At 62.1% G+C, this 21,990-nt stretch carries 24 protein-coding genes and 1 pseudogene; 13 read left to right on the forward strand and 12 right to left on the reverse strand.

The features are described from left to right. Positions 1-122: 122 nt before the first annotated feature. The 4 genes from EH240_RS31325 to EH240_RS31340 are packed head-to-tail and all read right to left on the reverse strand — an operon-like array spanning position 123 to position 4,887. Positions 123-1,469, reverse strand: coding sequence for a dihydrolipoyl dehydrogenase family protein (locus EH240_RS31325; RefSeq protein ID WP_125005816.1), 1,347 nt, complete (start codon positions 1,467-1,469; stop codon positions 123-125). Positions 1,470-1,487: 18 nt separating this feature from the next. Beyond that, entirely contained in the window at positions 1,488-2,882 is a 1,395-nt protein-coding gene (locus tag EH240_RS31330; RefSeq protein WP_245436545.1) for an NAD(P)/FAD-dependent oxidoreductase, read from the reverse strand. A 37-nt stretch (positions 2,883-2,919) separates the two neighbouring features. After that, complete coding sequence (locus EH240_RS31335) at positions 2,920-4,077, reverse strand: patatin-like phospholipase family protein (RefSeq protein WP_125005818.1); 1,158 nt, start codon at positions 4,075-4,077, stop codon at positions 2,920-2,922. 27 nt (positions 4,078-4,104) lie between these two features. Beyond that, on the reverse strand, positions 4,105-4,887 hold the full coding sequence (locus EH240_RS31340; RefSeq protein WP_125005820.1) for a 3-hydroxybutyrate dehydrogenase: 783 nt from the start codon (positions 4,885-4,887) through the stop codon (positions 4,105-4,107). 270 nt (positions 4,888-5,157) lie between these two features. On the opposite strand from EH240_RS31340, the gene EH240_RS31345 reads away from it, so the two are divergent. Further along, the gene (locus EH240_RS31345) at positions 5,158-6,069 is read left to right on the forward strand and encodes a LysR family transcriptional regulator (protein WP_125005822.1); all 912 of its coding nucleotides are present in this window, start codon (positions 5,158-5,160) and stop codon (positions 6,067-6,069) included. Positions 6,070-6,131: 62 nt separating this feature from the next. On the opposite strand, the gene EH240_RS31350 is transcribed toward EH240_RS31345, so the two are convergent. From EH240_RS31350 to EH240_RS31375, 6 genes are all read right to left on the reverse strand, one after another. Then, the gene (locus EH240_RS31350) at positions 6,132-6,596 is read right to left on the reverse strand and encodes a DUF302 domain-containing protein (protein ID WP_125005824.1); all 465 of its coding nucleotides are present in this window, start codon (positions 6,594-6,596) and stop codon (positions 6,132-6,134) included. A gap of 44 nt (positions 6,597-6,640) precedes the next feature. Further along, positions 6,641-7,843: an MFS transporter gene (locus EH240_RS31355; RefSeq protein ID WP_125005826.1), complete on the reverse strand. Its 1,203-nt coding sequence runs from the start codon at positions 7,841-7,843 to the stop codon at positions 6,641-6,643. Between the two features lie 94 nt (positions 7,844-7,937). Further along, on the reverse strand, positions 7,938-8,438 hold the full coding sequence (locus tag EH240_RS31360) for a cupin (RefSeq protein WP_125005828.1): 501 nt from the start codon (positions 8,436-8,438) through the stop codon (positions 7,938-7,940). 192 nt (positions 8,439-8,630) lie between these two features. Beyond that, positions 8,631-9,545: a LysR family transcriptional regulator gene (locus EH240_RS31365; RefSeq protein ID WP_125005830.1), complete on the reverse strand. Its 915-nt coding sequence runs from the start codon at positions 9,543-9,545 to the stop codon at positions 8,631-8,633. Between the two features lie 235 nt (positions 9,546-9,780). Further along, positions 9,781-10,056, reverse strand: coding sequence for a hypothetical protein (locus EH240_RS31370; protein ID WP_125005832.1), 276 nt, complete (start codon positions 10,054-10,056; stop codon positions 9,781-9,783). A 192-nt stretch (positions 10,057-10,248) separates the two neighbouring features. Continuing rightward, positions 10,249-10,524 (reverse strand): hypothetical protein, encoded by a 276-nt coding sequence (locus tag EH240_RS31375; protein WP_125005834.1) that lies wholly within the window; start codon positions 10,522-10,524, stop codon positions 10,249-10,251. 220 nt (positions 10,525-10,744) lie between these two features. On the opposite strand from EH240_RS31375, the gene EH240_RS31380 reads away from it, so the two are divergent. The 10 genes and pseudogenes from EH240_RS31380 (at position 10,745) to EH240_RS39770 (ending at position 18,127) form a co-directional block, all read left to right on the forward strand. Further along, entirely contained in the window at positions 10,745-11,602 is an 858-nt protein-coding gene (locus EH240_RS31380; RefSeq protein WP_125005836.1) for a patatin-like phospholipase family protein, read from the forward strand. A gap of 233 nt (positions 11,603-11,835) precedes the next feature. Next, positions 11,836-12,105 carry a BufA1 family periplasmic bufferin-type metallophore gene (locus tag EH240_RS31385; RefSeq protein WP_125005838.1) on the forward strand — a complete coding sequence of 90 codons (270 nt, stop codon included), beginning with the start codon at positions 11,836-11,838 and terminating at the stop codon, positions 12,103-12,105. A 43-nt stretch (positions 12,106-12,148) separates the two neighbouring features. Then, positions 12,149-13,177: an MNIO family bufferin maturase gene (gene bufB, locus EH240_RS31390; RefSeq protein WP_125005840.1), complete on the forward strand. Its 1,029-nt coding sequence runs from the start codon at positions 12,149-12,151 to the stop codon at positions 13,175-13,177. Between the two features lie 16 nt (positions 13,178-13,193). After that, positions 13,194-13,949, forward strand: a complete 756-nt coding sequence (locus EH240_RS31395) for an HvfC/BufC N-terminal domain-containing protein (protein WP_245436547.1) — start codon at positions 13,194-13,196, stop codon at positions 13,947-13,949. Between the two features lie 74 nt (positions 13,950-14,023). Next, the gene (locus EH240_RS31400) at positions 14,024-14,440 is read left to right on the forward strand and encodes a DoxX family protein (protein ID WP_425374853.1); all 417 of its coding nucleotides are present in this window, start codon (positions 14,024-14,026) and stop codon (positions 14,438-14,440) included. A 517-nt stretch (positions 14,441-14,957) separates the two neighbouring features. Beyond that, a complete protein-coding gene (locus EH240_RS39390; protein ID WP_245436549.1) occupies positions 14,958-15,278 on the forward strand; it encodes a LytS/YhcK type 5TM receptor domain-containing protein in 321 nt (106 codons plus the stop codon). A gap of 278 nt (positions 15,279-15,556) precedes the next feature. Next, positions 15,557-15,745 (forward strand): annotated as a pseudogene (locus tag EH240_RS39395) (PAS domain-containing protein); the annotation flags it as partial. A 103-nt stretch (positions 15,746-15,848) separates the two neighbouring features. Continuing rightward, positions 15,849-16,853: a YaiO family outer membrane beta-barrel protein gene (locus EH240_RS31410; RefSeq protein ID WP_245436551.1), complete on the forward strand. Its 1,005-nt coding sequence runs from the start codon at positions 15,849-15,851 to the stop codon at positions 16,851-16,853. After that, positions 16,854-17,990 carry a HEAT repeat domain-containing protein gene (locus EH240_RS31415; RefSeq protein ID WP_245436553.1) on the forward strand — a complete coding sequence of 379 codons (1,137 nt, stop codon included), beginning with the start codon at positions 16,854-16,856 and terminating at the stop codon, positions 17,988-17,990. A gap of 11 nt (positions 17,991-18,001) precedes the next feature. Further along, entirely contained in the window at positions 18,002-18,127 is a 126-nt protein-coding gene (locus EH240_RS39770; RefSeq protein ID WP_281035187.1) for a hypothetical protein, read from the forward strand. Positions 18,128-18,143: 16 nt separating this feature from the next. Here the strand turns inward: EH240_RS39770 and EH240_RS31420 are convergent, their stop codons facing one another. Both EH240_RS31420 and EH240_RS31425 read right to left on the reverse strand, forming a co-directional pair. Continuing rightward, positions 18,144-18,449 carry an Hpt domain-containing protein gene (locus EH240_RS31420; RefSeq protein ID WP_125005848.1) on the reverse strand — a complete coding sequence of 102 codons (306 nt, stop codon included), beginning with the start codon at positions 18,447-18,449 and terminating at the stop codon, positions 18,144-18,146. Between the two features lie 588 nt (positions 18,450-19,037). Continuing rightward, positions 19,038-19,328 (reverse strand): hypothetical protein, encoded by a 291-nt coding sequence (locus tag EH240_RS31425; protein ID WP_125005850.1) that lies wholly within the window; start codon positions 19,326-19,328, stop codon positions 19,038-19,040. A gap of 205 nt (positions 19,329-19,533) precedes the next feature. On the opposite strand from EH240_RS31425, the gene EH240_RS31430 reads away from it, so the two are divergent. Both EH240_RS31430 and EH240_RS31435 read left to right on the forward strand, forming a co-directional pair. After that, a complete protein-coding gene (locus tag EH240_RS31430) occupies positions 19,534-20,691 on the forward strand; it encodes a helix-turn-helix domain-containing protein (protein WP_245436555.1) in 1,158 nt (385 codons plus the stop codon). A gap of 511 nt (positions 20,692-21,202) precedes the next feature. Then, positions 21,203-21,817 carry an ATP-dependent DNA ligase gene (locus EH240_RS31435; RefSeq protein ID WP_125005851.1) on the forward strand — a complete coding sequence of 205 codons (615 nt, stop codon included), beginning with the start codon at positions 21,203-21,205 and terminating at the stop codon, positions 21,815-21,817. Positions 21,818-21,990: the final 173 nt, after the last annotated feature.

Raw genomic sequence — 21,990 nt, forward strand, 5'->3', positions numbered from 1 at the left:
TCACGCAGCCTACCATCGAAGCCCCTCGGCAATTGCCATGCTTTTCCTGCATGGTTTCGATGTGCTGCGTGCATCGACACAATGCCAGATTCATGTTGTGTTCGCCGCCTCTGGTCGACGCGTTACATCATGTTCCTGATATCCGCCGAAAAAGTCGGAAACCCGTAGACCGTCTCGGACAGCTCCCGTGCCGTGATGCCGTGCCTCATGGCAAGCGCGAAGATGTGGATCAGTTCCTCGCCGGCATGGCCCACCATGTGTGCTCCGACGATCCGATCGGTTGGTTCCTCGACAATGATCTTCGACCACGCGACCGTCTCGCCATAAGTCCTCGTGGACAGCCAGCCCTGCATGTCGTTCACGTGGACCCTGACGCTGAGGCCGCGTTCCCTCGCCTTGGTTTCGGTCAGTCCGACGCTTGCCATGGCCGGAATGCTGTAGAGCGAGGCTGGGATGTTAGCGTAGTCGGACCGATGCTTCGGTCCGTCGACGATGTTGCGGCCAACGATGCCGCCCTCATAAGTGGCTACCGGCGAAAGCTGCGGAGAGTTCCATACCGCATCGCCGCAGACATAGACATCGGGGTTGGAGCGTGAGCGCAGATGGTCGTCGATTTCGATGCGGCCTTCGCGATGCACGATGACACCGGCGCCAAGATCGAGACCTTCGACATTGGCCACGCGTCCGGCGCAGTTGACCACCCGATCCGCGTCCACCAGGCATTCGACGCCGTCCCTCGCGAAGCTCACCCGCAGTCGTCCGTCGGACTCTTCGATCTTCTTGACCCAAGCCCTGGTATGGATGCTGATGCCTAGCCGCTCGCTCTCGCCACGGACTTGAGCAACGGCATCCTCGTCGAAGCCTGCGAGCAGTTGCGGCAGGGCCTCGAGGATCGTCACGTCGACGCCGGCGCGTGCGTATACGTGACCGAGTTCGAAGGCGATAACGCCGCCGCCAATGAAAACCACAGCGCGAGGCAGTACAGGATCGCTCAAGACATCGTCGGAAGTCGTTAGATGCTCAGCGCCCGGGATCGGCAACGAACGCGGCTTCGAGCCGGTGGCGATGATGATGTTCCTGGCCTCGAGTTCTCGGGTGCCGACGCGGACGGCGTTGCTGCCGATGAATGCGGCCTCGCCGTAGATGACATCGACGCCTCGCTCGGCCATCAATCCGGACAGCCGGGAGGGGATGTCCCTGATGATGTCCTTTTCCCGGCCAATCAAGGCTCGCCAGTCAAGCTTTGGAGTATCGATCTTGACTGCATGATTGCCGGCTCTTTCGATCTCGTCGAGCGCGTGGGCAGCCGCGACCAGCACCTTCTTCGGTGTGCAGCCGCGATTGGGGCAAGTGCCGCCGAGATCGCGAGCCTCGATCATGGCGACGGAGAGCCCGGCGGCGCGCGTCGCGACCGTGACTCCCATCCCGGCATTGCCGCCGCCCAGGATCACAACATCATACTTTTCCATCGCACCGCCTCCGCCGCGCTAATGAAGCTTGATCCGCGGCCTTGCGCGCCTGGCGATCATCTCGCCGATCGAAGCCAGCGCGGTCCTCGCAAGGCCATGCACCGCCTTGAGATGCAGCTTGTGCAGCGAGCGATACATAAGCCTCGCAATCAGGCCTTCGATCTTCAGCCCGCCGATCAGGCTGCCGAATGCGCCGTAATCGGCGAGCGAGACGAGGGAGCCGTAATCGCGGTAGCGGAACGCCGGCGCAGGCCGTCCCGCGAGACGCGCCGCAATCACCTTTGCCATGTGCTCTGCCTGCTGGTGGGCCGTCTGGGCGCGCGGCGGCAAGGCGTTGTCTTCGCCCCGCAGGAAGCAGCTCGCGCAGTCGCCGATAGCAAACACGTTCTCGTCGCCTCTGGCTTGCAATGTCTCATCGACGACCAGGCGGTTGATGCGGTCCGTCTCGAGGCCATCGAGCTTCTTCAGGAAATCCGGCGCCTTGATCCCGGCGGCCCAGACCACGAGCTCGGCCGGCACGAACAGTTTCCCGCCGAGCCGGATGCCATCCTCCGTCACTTCGGTGACCTTGATCCCGCATCGTATCTGCACGCCCAGCTTGATGAGCAGGCGTGCCGAAGCACGCGCCAGATGCTCCGGCAGAGCCGGCAGGATCCGCGGCCCAGCCTCGACGATGGTGATGCGGATCAACCTCTCGAAATCGATATTGTCGAGATTGTGCGACGCAATCTCGCGCATCGATTTGTGCAGCTCCGCGGCCAGCTCGACACCAGTGGCGCCAGCGCCAACAATGACGCAATGGAGCTGGTCCGGTGAAAGCTGCTCGTACTGCGCGTTGGCGCGCAGGCACGCGTCTATCATGCGCTTGTTGAATCGGGCGGCCTGCTCCGCCGTATCGAGCGAGATTGCATGACGGCCAGCGCCCGGCGTGCCGAAATCGTTGCTGACGCTGCCGACGGCCATGACCAGAGTGTCGTAGCTCAGCACACGCGGCGGGATGACCTGCCTGCCGTCCTCGTCGAAGCTAGGGGCGACAAAGACCTGGCGTTTGGCACGATCGATGCCGACGACCTCGCCAATGCGGTATCGGTAGCCGTGTCGGCTGGCATGGGCGATGTATTCGACGGCGTCATGCGACGCGCTCAGGGCGCCCGATGCCACCTCATGCAAAAGCGGCTTCCAGATGTGGGTGCGGTTGCGGTCGACAAGCGTGACGGAAAGCCGCCGCTTGCCGAACTTGCGGCCCAGGCGCGTCGCCAGCTCCAGTCCGCCCGCGCCGCCACCGACGATGACCACGCGATGCAACGACTTGTCAGCATTGGAAGGAGTCTCCGGAATGGTGCGGAAGAGCGCAGCGTTGTTGGCAAGCACCGCCTCGGGGATCAATCGCATGCCGGGGGTGATGATCTGCATAGAAATTCTCCGTCGTCTCCGAGGCGCCTGACCTCAGTCACTCTTGCGATTCGTGGATCACGATGCCCTGCAGCATGTCGACTTCGCATTCCCACGGCTTCTCCGCGAGCACGCGCTGCCCATGTTCGTATCCCGCCTGCCAGCGGGCGCGGATGCCGGCGCGCGTGAAGTCGATGTCCTTGGTGTGATCCTCGCCGTCGAGGCGCGGCGAAAGCAGCCGAACGAGGTGCATGACCGACGGGCAGCCATAGGATGAAAGCTCCTTGAACATCGGATCGTCGCGCCGGTCTTCGGGAACGAGCTTCGACAATTCGCGCACCACGTGGCGCAGCCGATGCAATTGCTCCTGGCGGGCGACATGGCTCTTGCCGCGGCTGGCGTACTGAAGATCCTTCTGGCGCCCCATGACCTGCCAGATCGATTTCGGCTCCGTGCCGCGGGGCTGCCACATGTTCACCGCGAAGATCAGTGCGTCGCGTCGCGGTCGCGCGTCGAGCACCACCTCGATCGGAGTGTTCGAGTAGATGCCGCCGTCCCAGTAGGGCTCCCCGTCGATGCACACCGCTGGAAAAGCCGGCGGCAAGGCGCCCGACGCCATGATATGGGCGGTCGACAGCGGCATCAGAGTGCTGTCGAAATACTTGAGCTCGCTGGTGTTGACGTTGACCGCGCCGACCGTCAATCGCGTGTGGCGGCGGTTGAGGTAATCGAAGTCGATCAGGTTGCCGAGGGTCCGCTTCAGCGGATCGGTGGTATAGTAGGAGGCATTCTCCACCCCCACTTCGCGGTTGACGCCAAACATGGCGCTCGGGTTCGGTTCAAAGAAGCCGGGTATGCCGCGCATCACCGTGCCCATGTTGGCAAAGATGTTGCTTGGAACCATCATCCGGAAAAACTCGTCCAGAGGGCTGCTCCGGGTGACGCCATCCCAGAACTCCTGGAGCCTAGGCAGCCGATCCTTAGGCTCGTTTCCGGCAATCAGCGCGGCATTGATGGCGCCAATCGATGTGCCGATCACCCAATCCGGTTCGATGCCGCCTTCGACAAGCGCTTGGTAGACGCCAGCTTGATAGGCACCCAAGGCTCCTCCGCCTTGCAGGACCAACACGGTCTGGCGCTTTGAAGAAGCGTTGACCTCCGCGGCGGTATACGCCACTGGCGCCGATATCGCAGGATTTCGGATGACGTTGTTCATGGCGTTGTCGCTCCTGGTTTCCGGCGTCTAGTGGGCGGTCCAGCCGCCTTCGATCGGCATGATGGCGCCAGTGATCGAGGCCGCGTCGTCCGAGGCCAGGAACAGGCAGAGCGATGCAACCTGCTCCACCGTCACGAACTGCTTGGTCGGCTGGGCTGCCAGGAGCACGTCCTTGATCACCTGCTCTTCGGTAATGCCGCGGGCCTTGGCCGTGTCCGGTATCTGCTTTTCGACCAGCGGAGTGAGCACGTAGCCGGGGCAAACGGCGTTGACCGTAATGCCCTGTTCGGCAACTTCCAGCGCGACCGTCTTGGTCAGGCCGGCGACACCGTGCTTGGCGGCGACATAGGCGGATTTGTAGGGCGAGGCGACAAGGGCGTGGGCCGAGGCGACGTTGATGATGCGGCCCCATTTGTTCGCCTTCATCGCCTGCAGGGCGCGCCTGATCGTATAGAACGATGACATCAGATCGATGGCCACGACCGCCTCCCATTTCTCGATCGGGAAGTCGTCGATCGGCGCCACGTGTTGAATACCGGCGTTGTTGACCAGGATGTCGACGCACCCGAATTCAGCGATGGCCTTGTCCATCATCGCGGTGATCGAGTCGCCCTTGCTCATGTCGGCATTGTCGTAGCGGACAGTCACCCCGTGATCGGCAGCAAGCCTCGACCGCAGCAGCTCAATCTCGGCAGGGTCACCGAAGCCATTCAGAACGACGTTGCAGCCCTTGGCCGCGAAAGCCTCCGCAATGCCTTGGCCGATGCCGCTGGTCGAGCCTGTTATGAGCGCAGTCTTTCCTCTGAGCATCGTTGTTTCCTTCGGTTTGAGCCGCTGCCGAATTGCCGGCAAGCGGCTGCGGGCAACGGGCTGGACAGCCCTGGCTCTCCATCTCCCGATTAGTATGGCGAGCCATCCAAGCCTCCGGAAATGCCGTTGAGACATGGATTCGATAGCCGACAGTCTGACCCGGACGGCCACGATGTAGACCTGCAGGCTGGGTTGTTTGACGCGAGGGCAGCTTGTAAGATCGACCTGCAACGCGGGTCGTGCGGTATGCAGGCCCAGGGGAAGCGTGCAGTGGAGATCAGCCAGGTCAGATATTTCTTGGCCGTCGCCAAGGAGCTGAATTTCACCAGAGCGGCCGAGCAGTGCAACGTCACGCAGCCGGCGCTCTCGCGTGCGATCAAGCTGCTGGAGGACGAATTCGGCGGGGCGCTCTTCCACCGTGAGCGCCGGTTCACTCACCTCACCGAGCTCGGTCGCATGGTCGAGACCTATCTCGAAGGTGTCTTCGAGAACTCCCGCCAGGCAAAGCAGATCGCCGAGCAGTATGTGAACCTGAAAAAGATGCCGCTGAGGGTCGGCATCATGAGCACAATCGCGCCGGACGAGATCATCGAACTGATCGCAGCCGTCCGTGGGCATCACCCCGGCGTGGAGCTTCACCTTTGCGATTCAGACGCCGTGAATCTTCGAAAGAGGTTGCTTGAGGGCGATCTCGAGGCTGCCATCTATGCGCTGCCGTCGGACGTTCCCGACGAGGAGGTGCACTCCCTGCCGCTGTTTCGCGAGCAGATGGTGATGGCCGTCCACCTGGCTCATCGCCTGGCCAATCAGCGGGTCGTGCGCGTGAGGGACATGAGCAATGAAACCTACATTCACCGCAACAACTGTGAATTTGCAGGCTATGCGGATGCCATTCTCGCCGAACAGGGCGTCACCGTCAGTCCCGTCTACTGGAGCGATCGCGACGATTGGACACTGGCCATGATCGCGGCCGGGCTCGGTTTCGGTTTCATGCCGGAGCACACTGCCAAGCACCCGGGTGTTGTGGCCCTGCCGATCACCGAGCCGGAATTCTGGCGCGATGTGAATCTCGTCACGGTGCGCGGCCGCAAGCATTCGCCTGCGGTTGGCGCGCTGGTCCGCGAGGCCACGCAGAAGAAGTGGTTCGGCGAGCGGGCAAAGGCGTTGTCCGCCGCCGAGTGACCTCCCTGCGCGATCCAGGCAGCCTCGCAGGCCCTGGCGGATCTTCGGCACATCGCCCCTGATCAGTTTTTCCTGACCGTCGAGGTCACGGACTGGATGACCTCGGTTGCCATCTTGAACTGCGCTTGCCGATCGGTAATGCCGTGCCGCTTGGCGATCCAGTCGAAGTCGCTGTAGGCGGCGTAAACTGCACCGTCGGGAGTCTGGTAGACCAGCACGCGCACCGGCCAGTCCAGGCCGGCCTCGGGATTTGAGGTGATGAAGGTCGTGCCGAGCGCAGGATTGCCGAACATGACGAGCCGCGAAGGCCTGACCTCGTTGCCGGCTTTGTTGCCGAGCTTTGCCTGATCGATCACGCCAAAGAACGTGATGCCCTTCTTGAGGACGTCCTTCTTGATGCGGGCGACGGTCTCGGCGACGGAATAGTCGCTCTTCACGGTGACGACGCCGTCGGAGGCGGCTGCCGGGACGACGATCGCCTTCAGAATGGCGGCGCCGGTAATCATGGTTTTCAGGTAGTTGGTCATGTCTGTCTCCTCAGTTGGATAGCCAAGTTTTCGGTCTTTAGATCTCAGGTCTTTGGCGTTTGCAGCACGCGCGCCACCGCGATGGCGGCCACAAGGACCACGACGAGCCCGGCTACGCATGCGGTCCAGCCGATCCGGTCGTAGACCTGTCCGATGACGAAGCTGCCGGCGAGCCCGCCCGCGTAATAGGAGGCGAGATAGATGCCGCTTGCGGCGGCGCGGTCGCGCGATGCCGTGCGGCTGACATGTCCAGTTGCGATTGCCTGCGCCAGGAAAGTGCCGATGGCGACAAGCGCCATTCCGGCAAGAACGATCGGCAGGCTGGTCGTGAGCATCAGCAGCAGACCGAGGATCGCCAGCGCAAGCGTTGCGCCAATGCCGATCCGTGGGCCGAGGCCCGCAGCGACACGCCCGGCGAGCGGGGTGGTCAGCATGGAGGGCAGGAAGACGAAATACACCAGCCCCAGCGCCATAGGCGACAGCGACAGCGGCGCGGCGACGAGCTGGAAATTCACATAGGTGAACGTGCCGATGAAGACGAAGAGGATCAGGAAGCCGATCGCGAAACAGGCGCGCAGCTCGGTGTTTTGCAGCGGGGCTTTCCAGGCTGCGCGGGCAGGTCCGCCCGTCGCATCGAAGCGCATCATTGCTGAGGTCTTCTGCAGCGTGAACCAGACAAGAGCGGCGCCGAGCAGATTGAGGCCAGCGAAGGTCAGGAAGTTGGTGGAGATGCCGAACGTGTCGGCGACAGCGGCCGACATCAGCCGTCCGAAAAAATTGCTGGCGACATTGCCGGTCACATAGGCCGCAAGCGCGCTCGTGGTCTGCCGCGCGGAAAAATGCTCGGCCAGGTAGGCCATAGTCAGCGTGAACGCGGTGGACATGCACAGGCCTTGCGCCACGCGCAGCAGGGCGAAAACCACGATATTGTCCGTCTGCGAAAGCAGCGTCGTCGGGATGGCCAGGATGGCCAGGCTGATCCAGATGCCATTGCGGCGATCGATGCTGCGCCCGAAGAGAGCGACGGCGATGCCGGCCACCGCCATGCCGAACGTGCTGGCATTGACGGCGAAGCCCATGGTGGCGCGGCTGACGCCGAATTTTATCACCAGCGAAGGCAGGATGGCCTGGGTGGCGAACAGATCGACGAGCGTGAGGAACGCGATCACGGCGATCAGGCCGAAGCGCCAGCTGTCCGCGGCCACTATGCGCAGTCGCGTCGGTTCGGTGTGTTCACTGGTCGTCATGACGGGGCTCCGTGGCCACACGTCCCCAGGCGATCGCCCGAGGACGCGCTTTGAGTTTGCTGATGCTTGGAATCCGCTCACCGCGGCGAGCGGCTCACATCGTGTGGTCTTCGTGCATCGCAGGCGGCAGGACGTCGGCCGAATAGAGCACGGCGGGGACTTTGCCGTTGTTCTTCCACCAGTGGGCGAGCTGGCCGAACTCGGCCGTCACATCGCCGGCAGGATGCTCGATGCCCACCTTGCAGGTGCTGGCGTATTCGGTGATAGATCCCTCGACGACGATGATGTTGGCCGGGCGAACATTGTGCTCATGCCACGGCACGACGCCGCCGGGCTGAACGACGAGCTTGCGCAGGCGCAGCATGTTGCCTTTCCAGGCCTCACCCTTGCTGCTCAGATCGATCGCCGAGAGAACCGTGTCGGTAACGCCGACCGGTTTGCTCGGATGTTCCTGGATGTCGGTCGTGGCAGCCTGGCCGGCAGGGCAGCCGCCGGCGAAGGCCGGAGCAGCGGAAAATGCAGCGGTCGCGGACAGCAGTCCGAGTGTCAGCGCCAGCTTCAGCGGCACCTGCAATGCAATAGTCTTGGAAGCCATGTCTATTTCTCCGTTGTCGGTGCCCAATCGCGGACGCGGGGGCATGAGAGGAGAGTGACCGGAGCCTCAATGAAAGAGAAATGCTGACTGGCTCTCAAATCGATACCTGAAAACTATCGTAGACAATCGCGGCTGCACAAAAGGCGCACGACAGGACTTGTCGCACGCCGCCGGAGTTTCTTTGGTATTGCTTCAGGCTGCTGTCTTGCGGATCGCTTGAGTGAGGGCACTCTCCGGCCAGCCATGCGCCTTGACGCTGTTGACGAAGGCCGATGCCGCCGGCGAGAACCTGCGTCCCGCCACAACGACCAGGGATACCTCCCGCCAGACCTCAGGGTCGATGACGGGGCGGACTTGCAAGCCCGGTATCACCGCGCTGAACTCTGGGATGAAGCAGATCCCCAGGCCTCCGGAGACCATGTTCTGGATCCAGTCCTCGCGCTCGCTGGCATAGGAGATTCTGAGCTTCACGCCGCGGTCGTTGCACAGCCCGGCGAGGTGATCGCGATACTCGCAGTTGAGGCGCCTGAGATAGTTCTCACCGTCGAGTTCGGCGATAGCGACATTGTCGTTGCGGGCCAGCCGGTGGCCGTTGGGAAACGCGAGGACGAACCGTTCGCGATAGAGCGGCGTAACATCGAACCGTTCCGGAAAGCTGTTGCTGGACGCCATGATGGCGACGTCGATCTCGCCTGATTCAAGCAGCTGGGAGAGCGATGCCGGCACGCCCTCCACCAGTTGCAGCTGGATGCCTTGCTGGCGCCTGTTGAAGTCGGCGAGAAGGCCGGTGAAGCGGCGCGGACCGATGGTGCACATGACGCCAACCTTGAGGTTGGCGTTTTCCAGGCACAGGAACCTCGACGCCTCCTGCCGCACTCCCGTCAGCTCGTCGAGGATCTGCTGGAACCGGGGGCGCAGCAGCGCGCCCAGATCGGTCAGGTGAGTCAGGTTTCGCTCACGGCGAAACAGCAGCCCGCCGACCTCGTCCTCGAGTTGCTGGATGGCGCGCGACAGCGCCGGCTGGGTGACGTTGCACTTTTCGCCTGCGCGCGTGAAGTTCCGTGTCTCGCACACGGCAAGGAAGTAACGGATGTGATGAATGTCCATGCCGATTTGTCCCGAATTGCAAACGAGGCTTTTCGTGGCTTCGGAGACTGCCCGAACGCTTGTGTCGGCGCCAATGCACTGCGGCTATAAAGTCGATAGCCGCCCGACATGGCGTTATGATCGCCCTTGCAAGCATCGCATGCGGCATGGCGAGCTGGATCCTCGCGAAAAATGATGGCGAGCAAGCCGCTCGCCGTCATGTCGGTTTCTGTATTGCCTGGGACCGCCGGACAGCTCAGTTGGCGCCGCCGAGCGCCTGCAGGTTGGCGCAGAATTCTGCGTGCGGCTTACTCATCGCGGCATCCTGACATTCCTTCATCATCGTGCCCTGCTTGTCCTTCGACATCGCGTCCCAGGCGGCCTTGAATTCGGCCTTGGGCTTCATCGTCTTCATGCTGGCGTCGGTGAAGAACGGCTGCATGTTGGACGGTTCGTCGAGCGCGCCGGCGAACGCAACGCCGCTCGGAACGGAAAGTGCAAAAGCGCCGAGGCAGATAGCTTTGAGATTCATTTTAAGTCCTTATCTAGGTTAGGTAATCGTCCTATCGACAACCGTTTGAATGATTTGACAGCAATTCAGAATTACTGGGTTCCTCCTTGCTGATATGGACTTTGCTGCAATCGCCTGCCAACTTCCCAATGCCATCTGCGTATGGAGTTTATGCCGGTTCTGTATCCCGCTGATGCTTTGGCGGCACAGCCGCTAGTTGGCACCGCCCAAAGCGAGTACGTCGGCGCAAAATGCGGCATGGGGCTTGCTCATCGCCGGATCGTTGCATGCCTTGGTCATTGTGACCCGGTCGTGCTTCGGCATGGCGAACCAGGCCTTCTTGAATCGCGCCATCGGTTTCATCGTTTTCATTGCCGCGTCCGTATAGAACGTCGGCAATGCGGCGAGGTCACTGAACGGATCGGCTGACGTCGGGCTCGCACCAAGACTGATTGCAAGCGCAGCCACACAGGTGAGTTGTCTTCTCATCATGTATCTCCTCCTTCCAGGCCACGGTTCCGGCAGCGCTTCCAAAGCAAGCGATCCTCATCGACTGGCCTGTTCGGATGAAGAGTGCGACGCGCCAAGACCGGCAGCCAATGCAATCTGCCTATGGACTTCATGCCACCTTGGCATTTCGGCTGAACAAGAAGATGGGGCAATCTCTCTTCATTCGCCTTGTTTACGACCTTGGGATGGAGACCAAACCATGCTTGCCCAGCCCGCAATGAGAACAGACCAAGCCGTCATGTCAGTGGCTGATCTTAATGTGGAAGACCGGACGATCGACATCGTGCTGGCAAACGATGCACATGGCGCTTTCGTCTGGGGCGTGCTCGATCGCCTGCTGGACGAACCGAGCTGCAGCTTCAGCGGCGTCACCGCGTCGGGCTTTGCAGCGATGGAAGCGGCGGTCTTTGTCTATGGGCTAAGCGTCGGCGGCAGGCGCGGCGCGCGGACGGCACTCGCCAATTTCTGGCGGCGCGTCAGCCACGCCTCGGCTTTCGCCGATGACAGAGCCAGTCTGCTTCGATCTATCCTGGAACAGTCAATCGAGCTCGAGCAAATCCGTGACGAAGGCTGCCCGGTGAAACTGGGCGTCCTGGCCGTCAACGCGCGCACGGACGCGGTGAAGATATTCACAAGCGACCAGTTGTCCATCAACGCGATCGTGGCGGCGGCCACGATCCCCTTCCTCTCTGTGCCGGTTGAGATCGACGGTGATGTCTATTGGGGTGACGGCGACGTCTTGCAGTCGCCGCCTGTCCTATCAACTGAAGCTCGCCATCGTCTGATTGTCACCGGGAGACCTTCCGTGTTCACGACACCGTGTCCGGATCGCAGCTTCGCAGCCAGTCACTGCGTGACCAAATGCGCGCCGGTTCATACTATATTCGACAATCGATACCGTGCCGGAGTTCCGCTGCTCCTGCGGCCCTGGATCGACTGGGGCGAGCTGACCGACATGCGCAACAGGGGGCGGCAGCGTGCAGCAGACTGGCTTGCCGCTGATCCTCTCCGCACGGATGAAACCCCGGCCGCAAACTGCGAAAGACGATACATCTAGGCGCCTCCTTCCCGCCTAGCCGCGCCTGCTTCGCATACTCCCGAATGCAGGTGCCAAGCCCTCCGGCGCCCCCGCCGGAGGGCTTTTTCGCGTCGCCTTCCGGGACATAGTGACCACGTATCAATTCCATGCCGAGACAGCATTTCAGCTCGCCACCACGATCGGAGAGACTGATTTGCAGACGGGCCCAAGGGCCGGTCTTTCTCTCGAAACACCAACCAGGAGACAAGCCTGTGATCAACATCAAGACCCTCATCGGATCGGCCCTCGCTGCCGCCACTTCCCTCGCTGCGACGGCGGCCTACAGCGGCCCCGCCGCCAAGCCCGGCTTCGCCTTCGAGAAGTGCTACGGCGTCGTCAAGGCAGGCCAGAACGACTGCCAGACCGCGACGCATTCTTGCGCCGGCACCGCCACCGCCGACAATCAGCCGGATTCCTGGCTCTACGTGCCCGCCGGCAGCTGCGCCAAGATCACAGGCGGCAGCGACAAGGCGAAAGCCTGAACGATCCAGACTTCGAGCCAACCCTCTAGAATGGAGCAGACCGATGTCCCGTGCGTTTCAGCCCCTCGCGATCCCCGCATCAGCGGGCATCGGTCTACGCTCTCCCCACATCAGCGAAATGCTGACGCGACGGCCTTCTGCCGGCTGGCTAGAGATTCATGCCGAGAACTACATGGGAGACGGCGCCGGCGTCGAGGCGCTTGAACGGCTGCGCCAGATCTATCCATTGTCGGTGCATGGTGTCGGCCTGTCGCTGGGCGGCGCGCGAGGCTTGGATCGCGACCATCTGGAGCGACTGCGCAGGGTCTGCGAGCGCTTCCAGCCCGATCTGGTCTCCGAGCATCTTGCCTGGAGCGTCGCCGACGGCGCCTACCTCAACGATCTGCTGCCGCTGCGCTATGACGAAGAGGCGCTGGCGATCGTGACGCGCAACGTCGAGACTGTCCAGAGCACACTAAAGCGGCAGGTGCTGATCGAAAATCTGTCCGCTTATGTCGCCTTTGCGGATTCCTCCATGAACGAGGCCGAATTCCTAGCCGAGCTCGTCGCGCGGACTGGCTGTGGCCTGCTGCTGGACGTCAACAATGTCCAGGTCTCGGCGCACAATTTGCAATATGATGCGACGGCTTTCATCGATGCGCTGCCAGCCGATGCAATCGGCGAGATACATCTTGCCGGCCATGCGACCAATCAGGTCGGCGCCGACACCGTGCTCATCGACGATCATGGCTCACGCGTGCCGCCAGTCGTCTGGTCACTCTACCGGCATGCCATAGACCGGCTCGGACCGCGCCCGACGTTGATCGAATGGGACACCGATGTCCCGGTTCTCGACGTGCTGCTCGGCGAGGCCATGTGGGCCGACATGCTGACCGCTTCGATCATGTTCAACCGCAAGCAGGCTGCGAGACAAGCGGCGGCAGCCAAGCCCCGGCCGATGCCCACCCTGCTTTCTTTCGAAAGCGCGAGGACCAGCATGCCAGTGCTCGCGGCATTTGCCGCCGCCAAGGCCAGACCGGTCATGCCCGTGGCGTTGCCGCCAATGGAGGGGGGATACCATGCTGCCGCTTGAGCACCTGCAGACCACCATGGCGCGCTCGGTGCTCGCCATGGAACCAATGGTCAGTGTAAAAATGCTGACCGCCGGCAAGGCCGATCCATTGGCCCGCCTGCGCATCTACCAGAACAACACGCGCAGCTCCTTAACTGCGGTGCTGGTGGCGGTCTTTCCGGTCACGGTTCGGCTGGTAGATGAACGCTTCTTCCGCTATGTGGCGAGCGAGTTCATTCGACGCCATCCGCCGGTTGAATCGCGCCTTGCGCGCTATGGCGCCGGCTTTCCGCGCTTCCTCAAGACGATCGACACGCTGTCCGACATGCCGATCGTCGCCGAAACGGCTCGGCTCGAATGGGCCATCGCGGAGGCACTCGATACTGCTTCGCTGCCACCCCGCAGCCTTTCGGACTATGACAAAACCGACCTGGGGCCTTCACCCGATATCCTGCTACAGCCATCGCTCAGGCTGATCGTTTCACACTGGTCGATCCTGTCGGTGTGGACAGCGCACCAGCAGGGCACAGCTGTCGACCGGCATTGCACCTGGACGAGACGCCCCGAACGCGTGGCGTTGTGGCGGGCCGGGAACAGCGTTCGCCTGGTTCTTCTCGACCGCGCAGACTTCGCCTTCCGCCATTCTCTCAAGCACGGCCTCGGCCTCGAACATGCTGCAAGCCGCGCGCATGCGCTCGAACCTAACTTCGACCTCGTTTCCGCGCTCGTGCGCCTGTTCGCCGACGGGCTCGTCACAAACGTGCGCATCACCGTGCCTCCCCTCTCAAACTGATGGAGACAGTCATGACCGCAATTTCAGAGCGTTCCTCGACGAGCCAGGCCGGTCTATTCGGTTTCTATAGGCGTATGATCAAACTGCCCGAACTCATCCCATTCTCGCTGGTCCAACTCGGGGCACGTGTGGCGGTCGCGCATGTCTTCTGGCAGTCCGCGCAGACGAAGCTGGCATCCTGGCCGGTGACCCTGCAGCTGTTCGCCAGCGAATATAATCTGCCGTTCATCGATCCGTCGATCGCGGCACCACTGGCGACGACCGCCGAAATCACCGGCTCGGTGTTGCTCTTCCTGGGGCTGTTCTCGCGCTTGGGCGCGCTGATGCTGCTCGGTGTCGTATCGGTTATCCAGATTTTCGTTTTCCCCGAGAACTGGGCCGAACACCTGCTGTGGGCGTCATTGCTTCTCCTCGTGCTGACACGCGGGGCCGGCGTGATTTCGCTTGATCGTATTGCTGACAGCCTCTTTGCAGCGAGACGCCAGAGCTAGCTCGCGACTAACCGCGGCTAGATCGCCATCATCGCCTCCGCAACCCGTGACCTGCAGTGCGGCCGCCGGTAATATCCGCTTCAGGTGGTGGCAAAGTTGACCTTAACGGCCGAGATGCGGTGCAAACCGGTCGTCCGGCGTTGAATGTCTGGACGTCGCTCTTGGGTCAGAAATTCGTGTAGGGCATCTTGAAAATGTTGAAACAGCAGAATTGATTAGAGCCAATTGGGTGGCGATCTGACGTCATTCCTCTTTTTGAATCTCGGGTTCGCCGGACCATACGAGATGATACGAGACATATGGGTTGGCGAACCAGCCGCTAACATATTGATTTTGCGTAGAAAACGTTGACCCTCCGGGCCTACCATTGTCGTTATTTATCAATGATTTAGCGGCTACGACGTCTGCCATCGTCGCCTCGGGGCGCCATCGGTCCGACACCGATGGCTGGGGAGCAGGCTGTTTAGACCTCGGATAGGTTTTGCCGATATTTATCGGAAAAAGGAGGCGGAAAGTCATGACCGAGATCTGGCACTCACTCCTCGCCAATCTTGCCCTCGTCTCCATCCTGGTCGTCGCCTGGGACCTTGTGGCGGATTTCACGGGGCGTCTCCGGCAGCGGGTACAGTCGCTCCTTCTCGGCCTGGTCATGTGCGCGGGCTCGATCATTTCCATGGCGACCGCTCTGTCCGTCTCCGGCTTCGTCGTCGATCTGCGCGCTGCTTTCGTCGGCGCCGCCGCGTTCTTCGGCGGGTGGCCGGCGTGTTCATCGCCACCGCCGGTTCCATTGCCTATCGGCTCTATCTTGGCGGGCAGGGTGCCAGCGTCGGCGTCGTGAGCATCCTGATCGCCGCCGTCGTCGGTCTGGCATGGCACCACATCGTCGCGGCCCGGTCACGCACCATGTTCGACATACTCGGCCTCGGCGTGTCGGTCGCGCTTGCCGGGCTGATCACCCTTCTGATCATGCCCCCGCAAGTCGTCGCCGGCTTTGTGCAGCAGAGCACGTTGCCGTCGCTGGTGTTCCGCTTCCTCAGCGCCTTCATCATCGGTGTGCTGCTCGACCGGCAGCAGCGGCGGCGCGAGCTCGCCATGTCCAACATGATCTATCGCGCCATGGTTCGCGAGCTGCCGGATTGCCTGAATATAAAGGATGCCGAGGGGCGCTTCATCGCCGCCAATCCAGCCACCGCCGAACTGGTGCGCGCCGCCTCGGTTGAGGACCTTATCGGCAAGACGGATTTCGATTTCTATCCCAAGGACGTGGCCGAGCGCTTCAGACAGGATGAAATGGGCGCGCTGGAGGCCGGGCATACATTGCGCATCGACCAGCCCGCGCTCCTCCCGGACGGCAGGCAGGGCTGGCAAGGAGCGGCCCCAGCGGCGGCCCGATCCCGTCGCCGGCCTGATGGAGCAGGGCAGGCGCCTGCGGGCGGCGGGGAAGCTGCCCGAGGCGGAGAAGGTCTATCGCCGGGCGCTAAGGCTGGCGCCGAAGAACACCGACGTCCTGGTCGCCCTTGGCCTTGTCGTCGGCTCCGGCCAGCGCTTCGACGAGGCCGGGCATTTCTTCGACCGGTCGCTTGCCGTCAAGCCCGGCCTTCTCGACGCGCGGCTGGGCAAGGTTCGCCTGGCGATCTGGCAGGGCGATGCGCCGCGCGCCCGCGTCCTGGTCGACGGCGTGCTGGTCTCGGCGCCCAACAATATCGAGGCGCTCGACCTCGATGCAAGAGTTGCCTTGCTCGAGGCCGACTACACGCGGGCCGGGCAGTCGTTCCGGCGCGTGCTTGCGCTCGATCCGCGCAATACCGAGGCGCTGGTCGGGCTCGGCGATGTGCGCCGTGCCGAGGGTAACGACGACGCCGCGCGGGAAGCCTACAGCCAAGCGCTCGCCATCGAGCCGGGCTCTGCCGATATCGCGCAAAGGCTGGCCGTGCCGCCGCCGCGCAGATGGCGGCTCGACCTCGGCAGCGAGGTGAGCGATCTCACCGACGGGCTCGGCGACTGGACCGACAGTTCGGCCGGCGTTGCCTATCGGCTCACGCCGCGCACGACGATTTCCGGTCGCACCCGTGTGGCCACCCGCTTTGGCCACACCGACGTCCAGATCGAGGGCCGCATCGACCAGGCCTTCTCGCCGGGTTTCTCCGCCTATGCGCTGGCCGCGGCGACGCCGGACGCCGATTTCCTGGCGCGCTATTCGATCGGCGCCGGCGCTTCCTGGCAGGTCGTGGCGCCGGCAAAGGCGTTCGGCTCGCTTTCGCTCAACATCGACGCCCGCTACGACGATTTCGCCAACACAAATGTCACCAGCATCGCGCCCTGGGTGCAGGCCTATATTCTCGACGGCCGCCTGGGGCTTTCCGCCCGCTGGGTGCATGCGCAGGACGATATCGGCACGCGCGCGGACGGCTAAGTGCTCCGCGCCGATCTCGCGGTGACGCCGCGCTTCAATGTCTTCGGCGGCTACGCTGACGCCCCCGAAATCTCCGACGGCACGCTGGCGCCGACCCGCACCGTCTTCGGCGGCATCTCCTGGGACGTCAGCGACCCGCTGACGTTGCGCGCCAGCGTCGCGCATGAACAACGACCCGACATTCGACCGAGAGATATTCGGTCTCGGGCTGACCGCGCGGTTCTGACCATGTGGTACATCTGGGATCTCTCCATATTGCTCAGCACTCTTTCCCTGGTGATCATGCTGTTCCTGATCGCGCGGCGCGTGCTGCAGGAGCGCCGGAGCAAGGCCGAGGCCGACCAGCGGCGCCAGCTTCTGACGGCGCTCATCGCCTTCACCGAAAGCCGCGACCGCGAGACGTTGAAGGCGGCGATCCTTGCGGTGCCGCCCGGCGTGGCGATCGATGCCGGCTTCGAGTTCATCTCGCTGCTACGCGGCGAGGAGCGTGACGACGTGCTTGTCGCCTTCGACGAATGCGGCCTGCCGGCCCTCGTATGCAGGCAGCTGGAACGGGGCGATGTGGCCGAACGCATCCACGCGGCCGAGATGCTGGCGGCGTTGGGCTCGGAGGATGCGACGGCAAGGCTGCTTTCGGCGCTGGACCAGGACCGCTCGCGCGAAGTCAGGATCGCCGCCGCCATCGCGCTCTGCGATCTCGGCAGCCTGCCGCTGCTCGGCGTCGCCCTGGACAAGATCGGCGTGGCGGGGCAGCGCTCGCGGCGCCTGATCGAACTGTTCAAGCGCTTTCCGCGGTCGCGCTTCAACGAGCTTGCGATCCATGCGTCGCGTGCCGACGCGGTGCCCTTCATCAGGGCGGCCGCGATCGAAGCGCTCGCCCGCGCCGGCGGCTTCGGCTTTGCCGCCTTCTTCGCCGGACTGACCGGCGATGCCTCGCCCGAGGTTGCCGCCGCGGCGCTGCGCGCGCTGGGCCTGACGGGTTACGCCGGCGCGCCGGCCATCCTGGCGAGCGCGATGGAAAACGACGACTGGGACGTGCGCGCCGCCGCCGCCGAGTCCGCGGGACGCCTCGGCCTGCCAGAACTCGCCGCGCCGCTGTCCAGGCTGATGGACGACGAGGTCTGGACCGTGCGCTGACGGCGGTCGCCGTGATCGAGAATTTCGGCTACCGCCAGCTCAACAATTTCTGGCGCGTGAAGGGCTGGTGGCAGTTCCTGCGCGCCGACCAGAGCTGGGGCGAGATGACCCGGACCGGCCTCGGCGCAAAGAAATGAGCCCCGGCTGGCCCGGCTATTTCAGCGTGCGCTCGATCTCCGCGATGAGTGCATCGAGCGCCGCGCGGACAGTCGCGCCATCCGCCTGCTCGACCAGCAGTGCCTCCAGCGCAGACGCCCGCGCGCTGATCTCCGCAAACCCGAACGTCCCCGCCGCCCCCGCCAGCGAGTGGGCGATCCGGATCAGCGTGTCGTCGAAGCCGGGCAGGGGGCCGTCTTGATGCGCGATGACCTTCAGTTCTGCCAGCTGATCGGCGCACCGGGCAAGGAAACGTAGCCGCAGGGAGGCGAAGGGATCGATTGGGATGGGGCGATGCTCCATGGCCGATGTTTGAGGTATTCAAGCAGAAAGCGGCTTGGGTTGAAACGGGCTGCTTTCACGCATGACCGCCAGCCTTGCAACGCCGGTTTGCGCTGGCCGGTCTTCCCGCTGATTAGCCGCGAAGCAAACACCCTCTGGTGCCGTCCTATTCCGCAGCCTGCGGTTGCCAAGCTAGCAGTCGATCCTTGAGGGATGTACCCGCTTATCCGGCACGGGGCCCGCGCCAGCATCCGTGGGGCGTTCTCCACTGCTATTGGCCGTTTCCCGTGATCTTTTGCCGGCGAGATCTGACCGCCTCCAGTAGTTCGCGTTCGCTGGTGTGAACATTTCGAAAAACGGCTACAACCATCACTGCTAAAATTTCGGCGGTCTGGTCCAAAGGATCGAGCTGTTCATCCGCGCAAACCTGATTGAACACGCGTTCGCATACAGCCAGATCGAGAGGACTAAGACAGGTGCGATTGAAACGCCGACGTAGCATTTTAGCGACCCTTTCAGGCCCGCCGCCCGTGTGCTGCGGCGGGCCTTTATCACTGAGGCTTGAGCGATAATATGGTCAATAGTACTGTAGTAAGATTGCTCGGTATCTTATAAATTCGCCGTCAATAGTCCCAACATCTGCGCGCACTCGCGAGATCTGTATTGTCCGGCGATCATCAGCTGGTAATAGTCTCGCCGCTTATTGTCCGGTATGCGAAAACCGCGCCGAAAATCCGCTGCCTCTTTTGGAGTTCTGGTGCAGCCAAGTTTGCTGGCACTGACTTTCAGACTCGCTAGTGAGCATCCGAGCTTTGCTGCAATATCTTTCAATGGTTCGTTATTAGCGTACCCATCAAGAATTATCTTGCGGCGAGCTTCTCCTTTGAGCTTCTCCTTCATTTCGTGTCCTCCTCGACAGCGCTTTCACGATGCCGGATTCTATACGCACCAGTTTGAAGAGTGTCGTTATCTTCGCATCCAGAAACTTATCTCGGGATGCATTTCTTACTGTAACCCAGCGTGATCGACGATGCAGTCGACAGGCTTGCCAGATACCCCGGATACACCACATGATTGCGAGGGCATGGGCATACCGGAATCGGATATGGCACCACGTGCGGTGGACGCTAAGAGGCAAGACGAGGCGCATGCTAAGCAAGCGCCGGAGCGTGAGCGACGTCGTTGGCCGCGCGACGTTCAACCTGACAATGAGGCCGCTCCGCCACTCGCGCCGGTGCTAGAACCGTTGTCCTTTTCAACCATCAAACTAGCACCAGAGGATCAATTCACAGCTTGGCAAGCGCATGTGGCACCGCTTGTTGACGTCAAGCTGCCGGATAACAAATCGCTGGACGACGGCTTTCCTGCCGATCACACGGCTTGGAATCTTGGTGGCATGCTGATCGTTGAACAGCGCGCGCCCGCGCACAGTTATTTGCGTTCTGCAGCGAAGCTACGGTCCAGCTCGATCGATCACTGGTATATCGTCTTACCACACACTGGTCGGTCATGGACCGAGGTTGATCGCCGCGTCGCGGAGGGCCAGCCGGGCAAATTGGAGATCAGATCGCTTGGCTACCCGTTTCGCGGAAGGGTAACGGAATCCGAAAGCCTCTTTCTCTATTTGCCGCGTGATTTGTTCGCCGATGCGGCGCTGACCCTCGACGCGAACAACAACTCAATTCTGTCCGGCAACTTTGCTAACCTTTTGATCGACTACATCAATAGCATCGTAACAAGACTGCGCAGTCTCACGGCTGAAGATCTGCCCCGCATCGTACACGCAACACGCAGCATGATCATTGCCTGCCTTGCGCCTCCGGCCGAACATGCCGCGGCGGCCGAACAACTGGCGAGTGTCGCGCTAATGGAGCGAGCGCGTCGATACGTCCAAAACAATCTGGACGCGGCTCGTCTGACACCGGATTCAATGTGCCGGGCGCTCGGCGTTTCACGATCTCGCCTCTATCAGTTGTTCGAACCAAGCGGTGGTGTTCTCCATTACATTCAAAGTCGCCGGCTTTTGGCAGCCCATCTTGCGCTTAGCGATCCGGCGGACAGCCGACGCATTGTTGAAATTGCGGAAGCCTTCGGGTTCAGTTCAGCGGCAAACTTCAGCCGAGCGTTCAGCAAGGAATTCGGTTACAGCCCCCGCGAGGGCCGCAGGACGATGATATTGCCGCGCCCCGCCCGCTCTGTTTCCCCTGGCGAGCACGAGAGGGCCTCTTCCTTTGAAGGTTGGCTCAAAGCGCTTGGAAGCTGAGTGGGCGTCGGCCTCGATCGAGATCGGCGACGTCTCATTAGATTGCCGTCCGGAGTTCTGCCGGGTGCCGGGCGGCAATCCCGCTACTGAGCAAGGCGACTGCGTGGGCTGACGCCGCCCCAAATAGCACAATCCCTGGGAGAGAGATGCCGCGCCGATATCGAGATATGTACGCCCGGATAAGTATTTGGATGCGCAGCTAACGACAATGCGACCCTATTCGTAGATGTTCGCGATGACTTAGCGGGGGCTCGGCACAGGCGGCAGGTTTCCAAGTTGGGGGGAATATCGCACCGCCTGTGCCGATCGCGCCACTAAGGTGGTGGCGTAATTGAGTTAGCGTGCCAAGGCCGGGGGCGGCCGCCTGGTGTTCATTCCGTCGCAGAATGGCTTAGTGGGGGCTCGATGGCCTAGTGGGGGCTCGGCACAGGCGGGGCAGGTATCCAAATTGGGGATATCGGACCGCCTGTGCCGCTCGCGTCACCGCTATCCGTCAAAGATGGTGGCGTAGTTGGGTAAGCGTGCCAAGGTCGACGGCGACCGGCTGGAGTTCATTCCGCCGCAGATGCCAACTCTTGTCGAGCAGCCGCCCGAAGATGAGGGGTGGGTTCATGAGGCCAAGCTCGACGGCTACCGGACGCAGATCATCATCGACAATGGCGGCGTGCGTCTCTACAGCAAGAACGGCAGGGACTGGACGACAAAATACTGGCCCATCGCCCTGGCAGTCGAACTGCCATGCCGGGCGGCCATTCTGGACGGCGAGGTGATTGTGTCAGGCGATCGGGGTACGCCCGATACTCCTGAACTGGAAGCCGCGATCTGGAATGAGCCGAGCCGTCTGGTGTTCGTCGCGTTCGACATCCTCCATCTCGACGGTCGCAATCTTGTCCCCTTGCCTTTGCTGCAGCGCAAGCAAGCGCTGCGGCAACTGATTGAGCCTGGCCTCGGCAAGATCCAATACAGTGAGCATTTTGAGGGCGACGCGCTGGCGATCTTTCGCGCCATCGAGAAAACCGGGCTTAATGGCGTCATTTCGAAACGCGCCGACAGCCGCTACAGGAGCGGACCGTCTAAAACATGGCTGAAGGCCAGATATTCGAGAAAGCCGATTTCGAATTGCTAGGTGATAATCCCGCGCGGGCGGCGAACGCCGCTCGGCCCCGTTTGCCGTAATATTTCGAATCACCCCGGCGCCTGCGGCAATTATCTGCAAATTATCAATTTATTAACAATTAATGGCTGCTCATCGTGTGGATAAACGACCGCCGGTCACAGCGGAGCATGCATCGCAACTAT

This window comes from Mesorhizobium tamadayense (genome assembly GCF_003863365.1).
GTDB lineage: Bacteria > Pseudomonadota > Alphaproteobacteria > Rhizobiales > Rhizobiaceae > Mesorhizobium > Mesorhizobium tamadayense.

Excerpts from the sequence above, each read along its gene's own strand:
- EH240_RS31355 (WP_125005826.1), bottom strand. The coding sequence starts at position 7,843 with ATGACGACCAGTGAACACACCGAACCGACGCGACTGCGCATAGTGGCC.
- EH240_RS31380 (WP_125005836.1), top strand. The coding sequence starts at position 10,745 with ATGCTTGCCCAGCCCGCAATGAGAACAGACCAAGCCGTCATGTCAGTG.
- EH240_RS31375 (WP_125005834.1), bottom strand. The coding sequence starts at position 10,524 with ATGAGAAGACAACTCACCTGTGTGGCTGCGCTTGCAATCAGTCTTGGT.
- EH240_RS31340 (WP_125005820.1), bottom strand. The coding sequence starts at position 4,887 with ATGCTCAGAGGAAAGACTGCGCTCATAACAGGCTCGACCAGCGGCATC.
- EH240_RS31350 (WP_125005824.1), bottom strand. The coding sequence starts at position 6,596 with ATGACCAACTACCTGAAAACCATGATTACCGGCGCCGCCATTCTGAAG.
- EH240_RS31430 (WP_245436555.1), top strand. The coding sequence starts at position 19,534 with ATGGCACCACGTGCGGTGGACGCTAAGAGGCAAGACGAGGCGCATGCT.
- EH240_RS31330 (WP_245436545.1), bottom strand. The coding sequence starts at position 2,882 with ATGCAGATCATCACCCCCGGCATGCGATTGATCCCCGAGGCGGTGCTT.
- EH240_RS31395 (WP_245436547.1), top strand. The coding sequence starts at position 13,194 with ATGGCGCGCTCGGTGCTCGCCATGGAACCAATGGTCAGTGTAAAAATG.
- EH240_RS31370 (WP_125005832.1), bottom strand. The coding sequence starts at position 10,056 with ATGAATCTCAAAGCTATCTGCCTCGGCGCTTTTGCACTTTCCGTTCCG.
- EH240_RS31410 (WP_245436551.1), top strand. The coding sequence starts at position 15,849 with ATGGAGCAGGGCAGGCGCCTGCGGGCGGCGGGGAAGCTGCCCGAGGCG.
- EH240_RS39390 (WP_245436549.1), top strand. The coding sequence starts at position 14,958 with ATGACCGAGATCTGGCACTCACTCCTCGCCAATCTTGCCCTCGTCTCC.
- EH240_RS31335 (WP_125005818.1), bottom strand. The coding sequence starts at position 4,077 with ATGAACAACGTCATCCGAAATCCTGCGATATCGGCGCCAGTGGCGTAT.
- EH240_RS31425 (WP_125005850.1), bottom strand. The coding sequence starts at position 19,328 with ATGAAGGAGAAGCTCAAAGGAGAAGCTCGCCGCAAGATAATTCTTGAT.
- bufB (WP_125005840.1), top strand. The coding sequence starts at position 12,149 with ATGTCCCGTGCGTTTCAGCCCCTCGCGATCCCCGCATCAGCGGGCATC.
- EH240_RS31360 (WP_125005828.1), bottom strand. The coding sequence starts at position 8,438 with ATGGCTTCCAAGACTATTGCATTGCAGGTGCCGCTGAAGCTGGCGCTG.
- EH240_RS31420 (WP_125005848.1), bottom strand. The coding sequence starts at position 18,449 with ATGGAGCATCGCCCCATCCCAATCGATCCCTTCGCCTCCCTGCGGCTA.
- EH240_RS31365 (WP_125005830.1), bottom strand. The coding sequence starts at position 9,545 with ATGGACATTCATCACATCCGTTACTTCCTTGCCGTGTGCGAGACACGG.
- EH240_RS31400 (WP_425374853.1), top strand. The coding sequence starts at position 14,024 with ATGATCAAACTGCCCGAACTCATCCCATTCTCGCTGGTCCAACTCGGG.
- EH240_RS31325 (WP_125005816.1), bottom strand. The coding sequence starts at position 1,469 with ATGGAAAAGTATGATGTTGTGATCCTGGGCGGCGGCAATGCCGGGATG.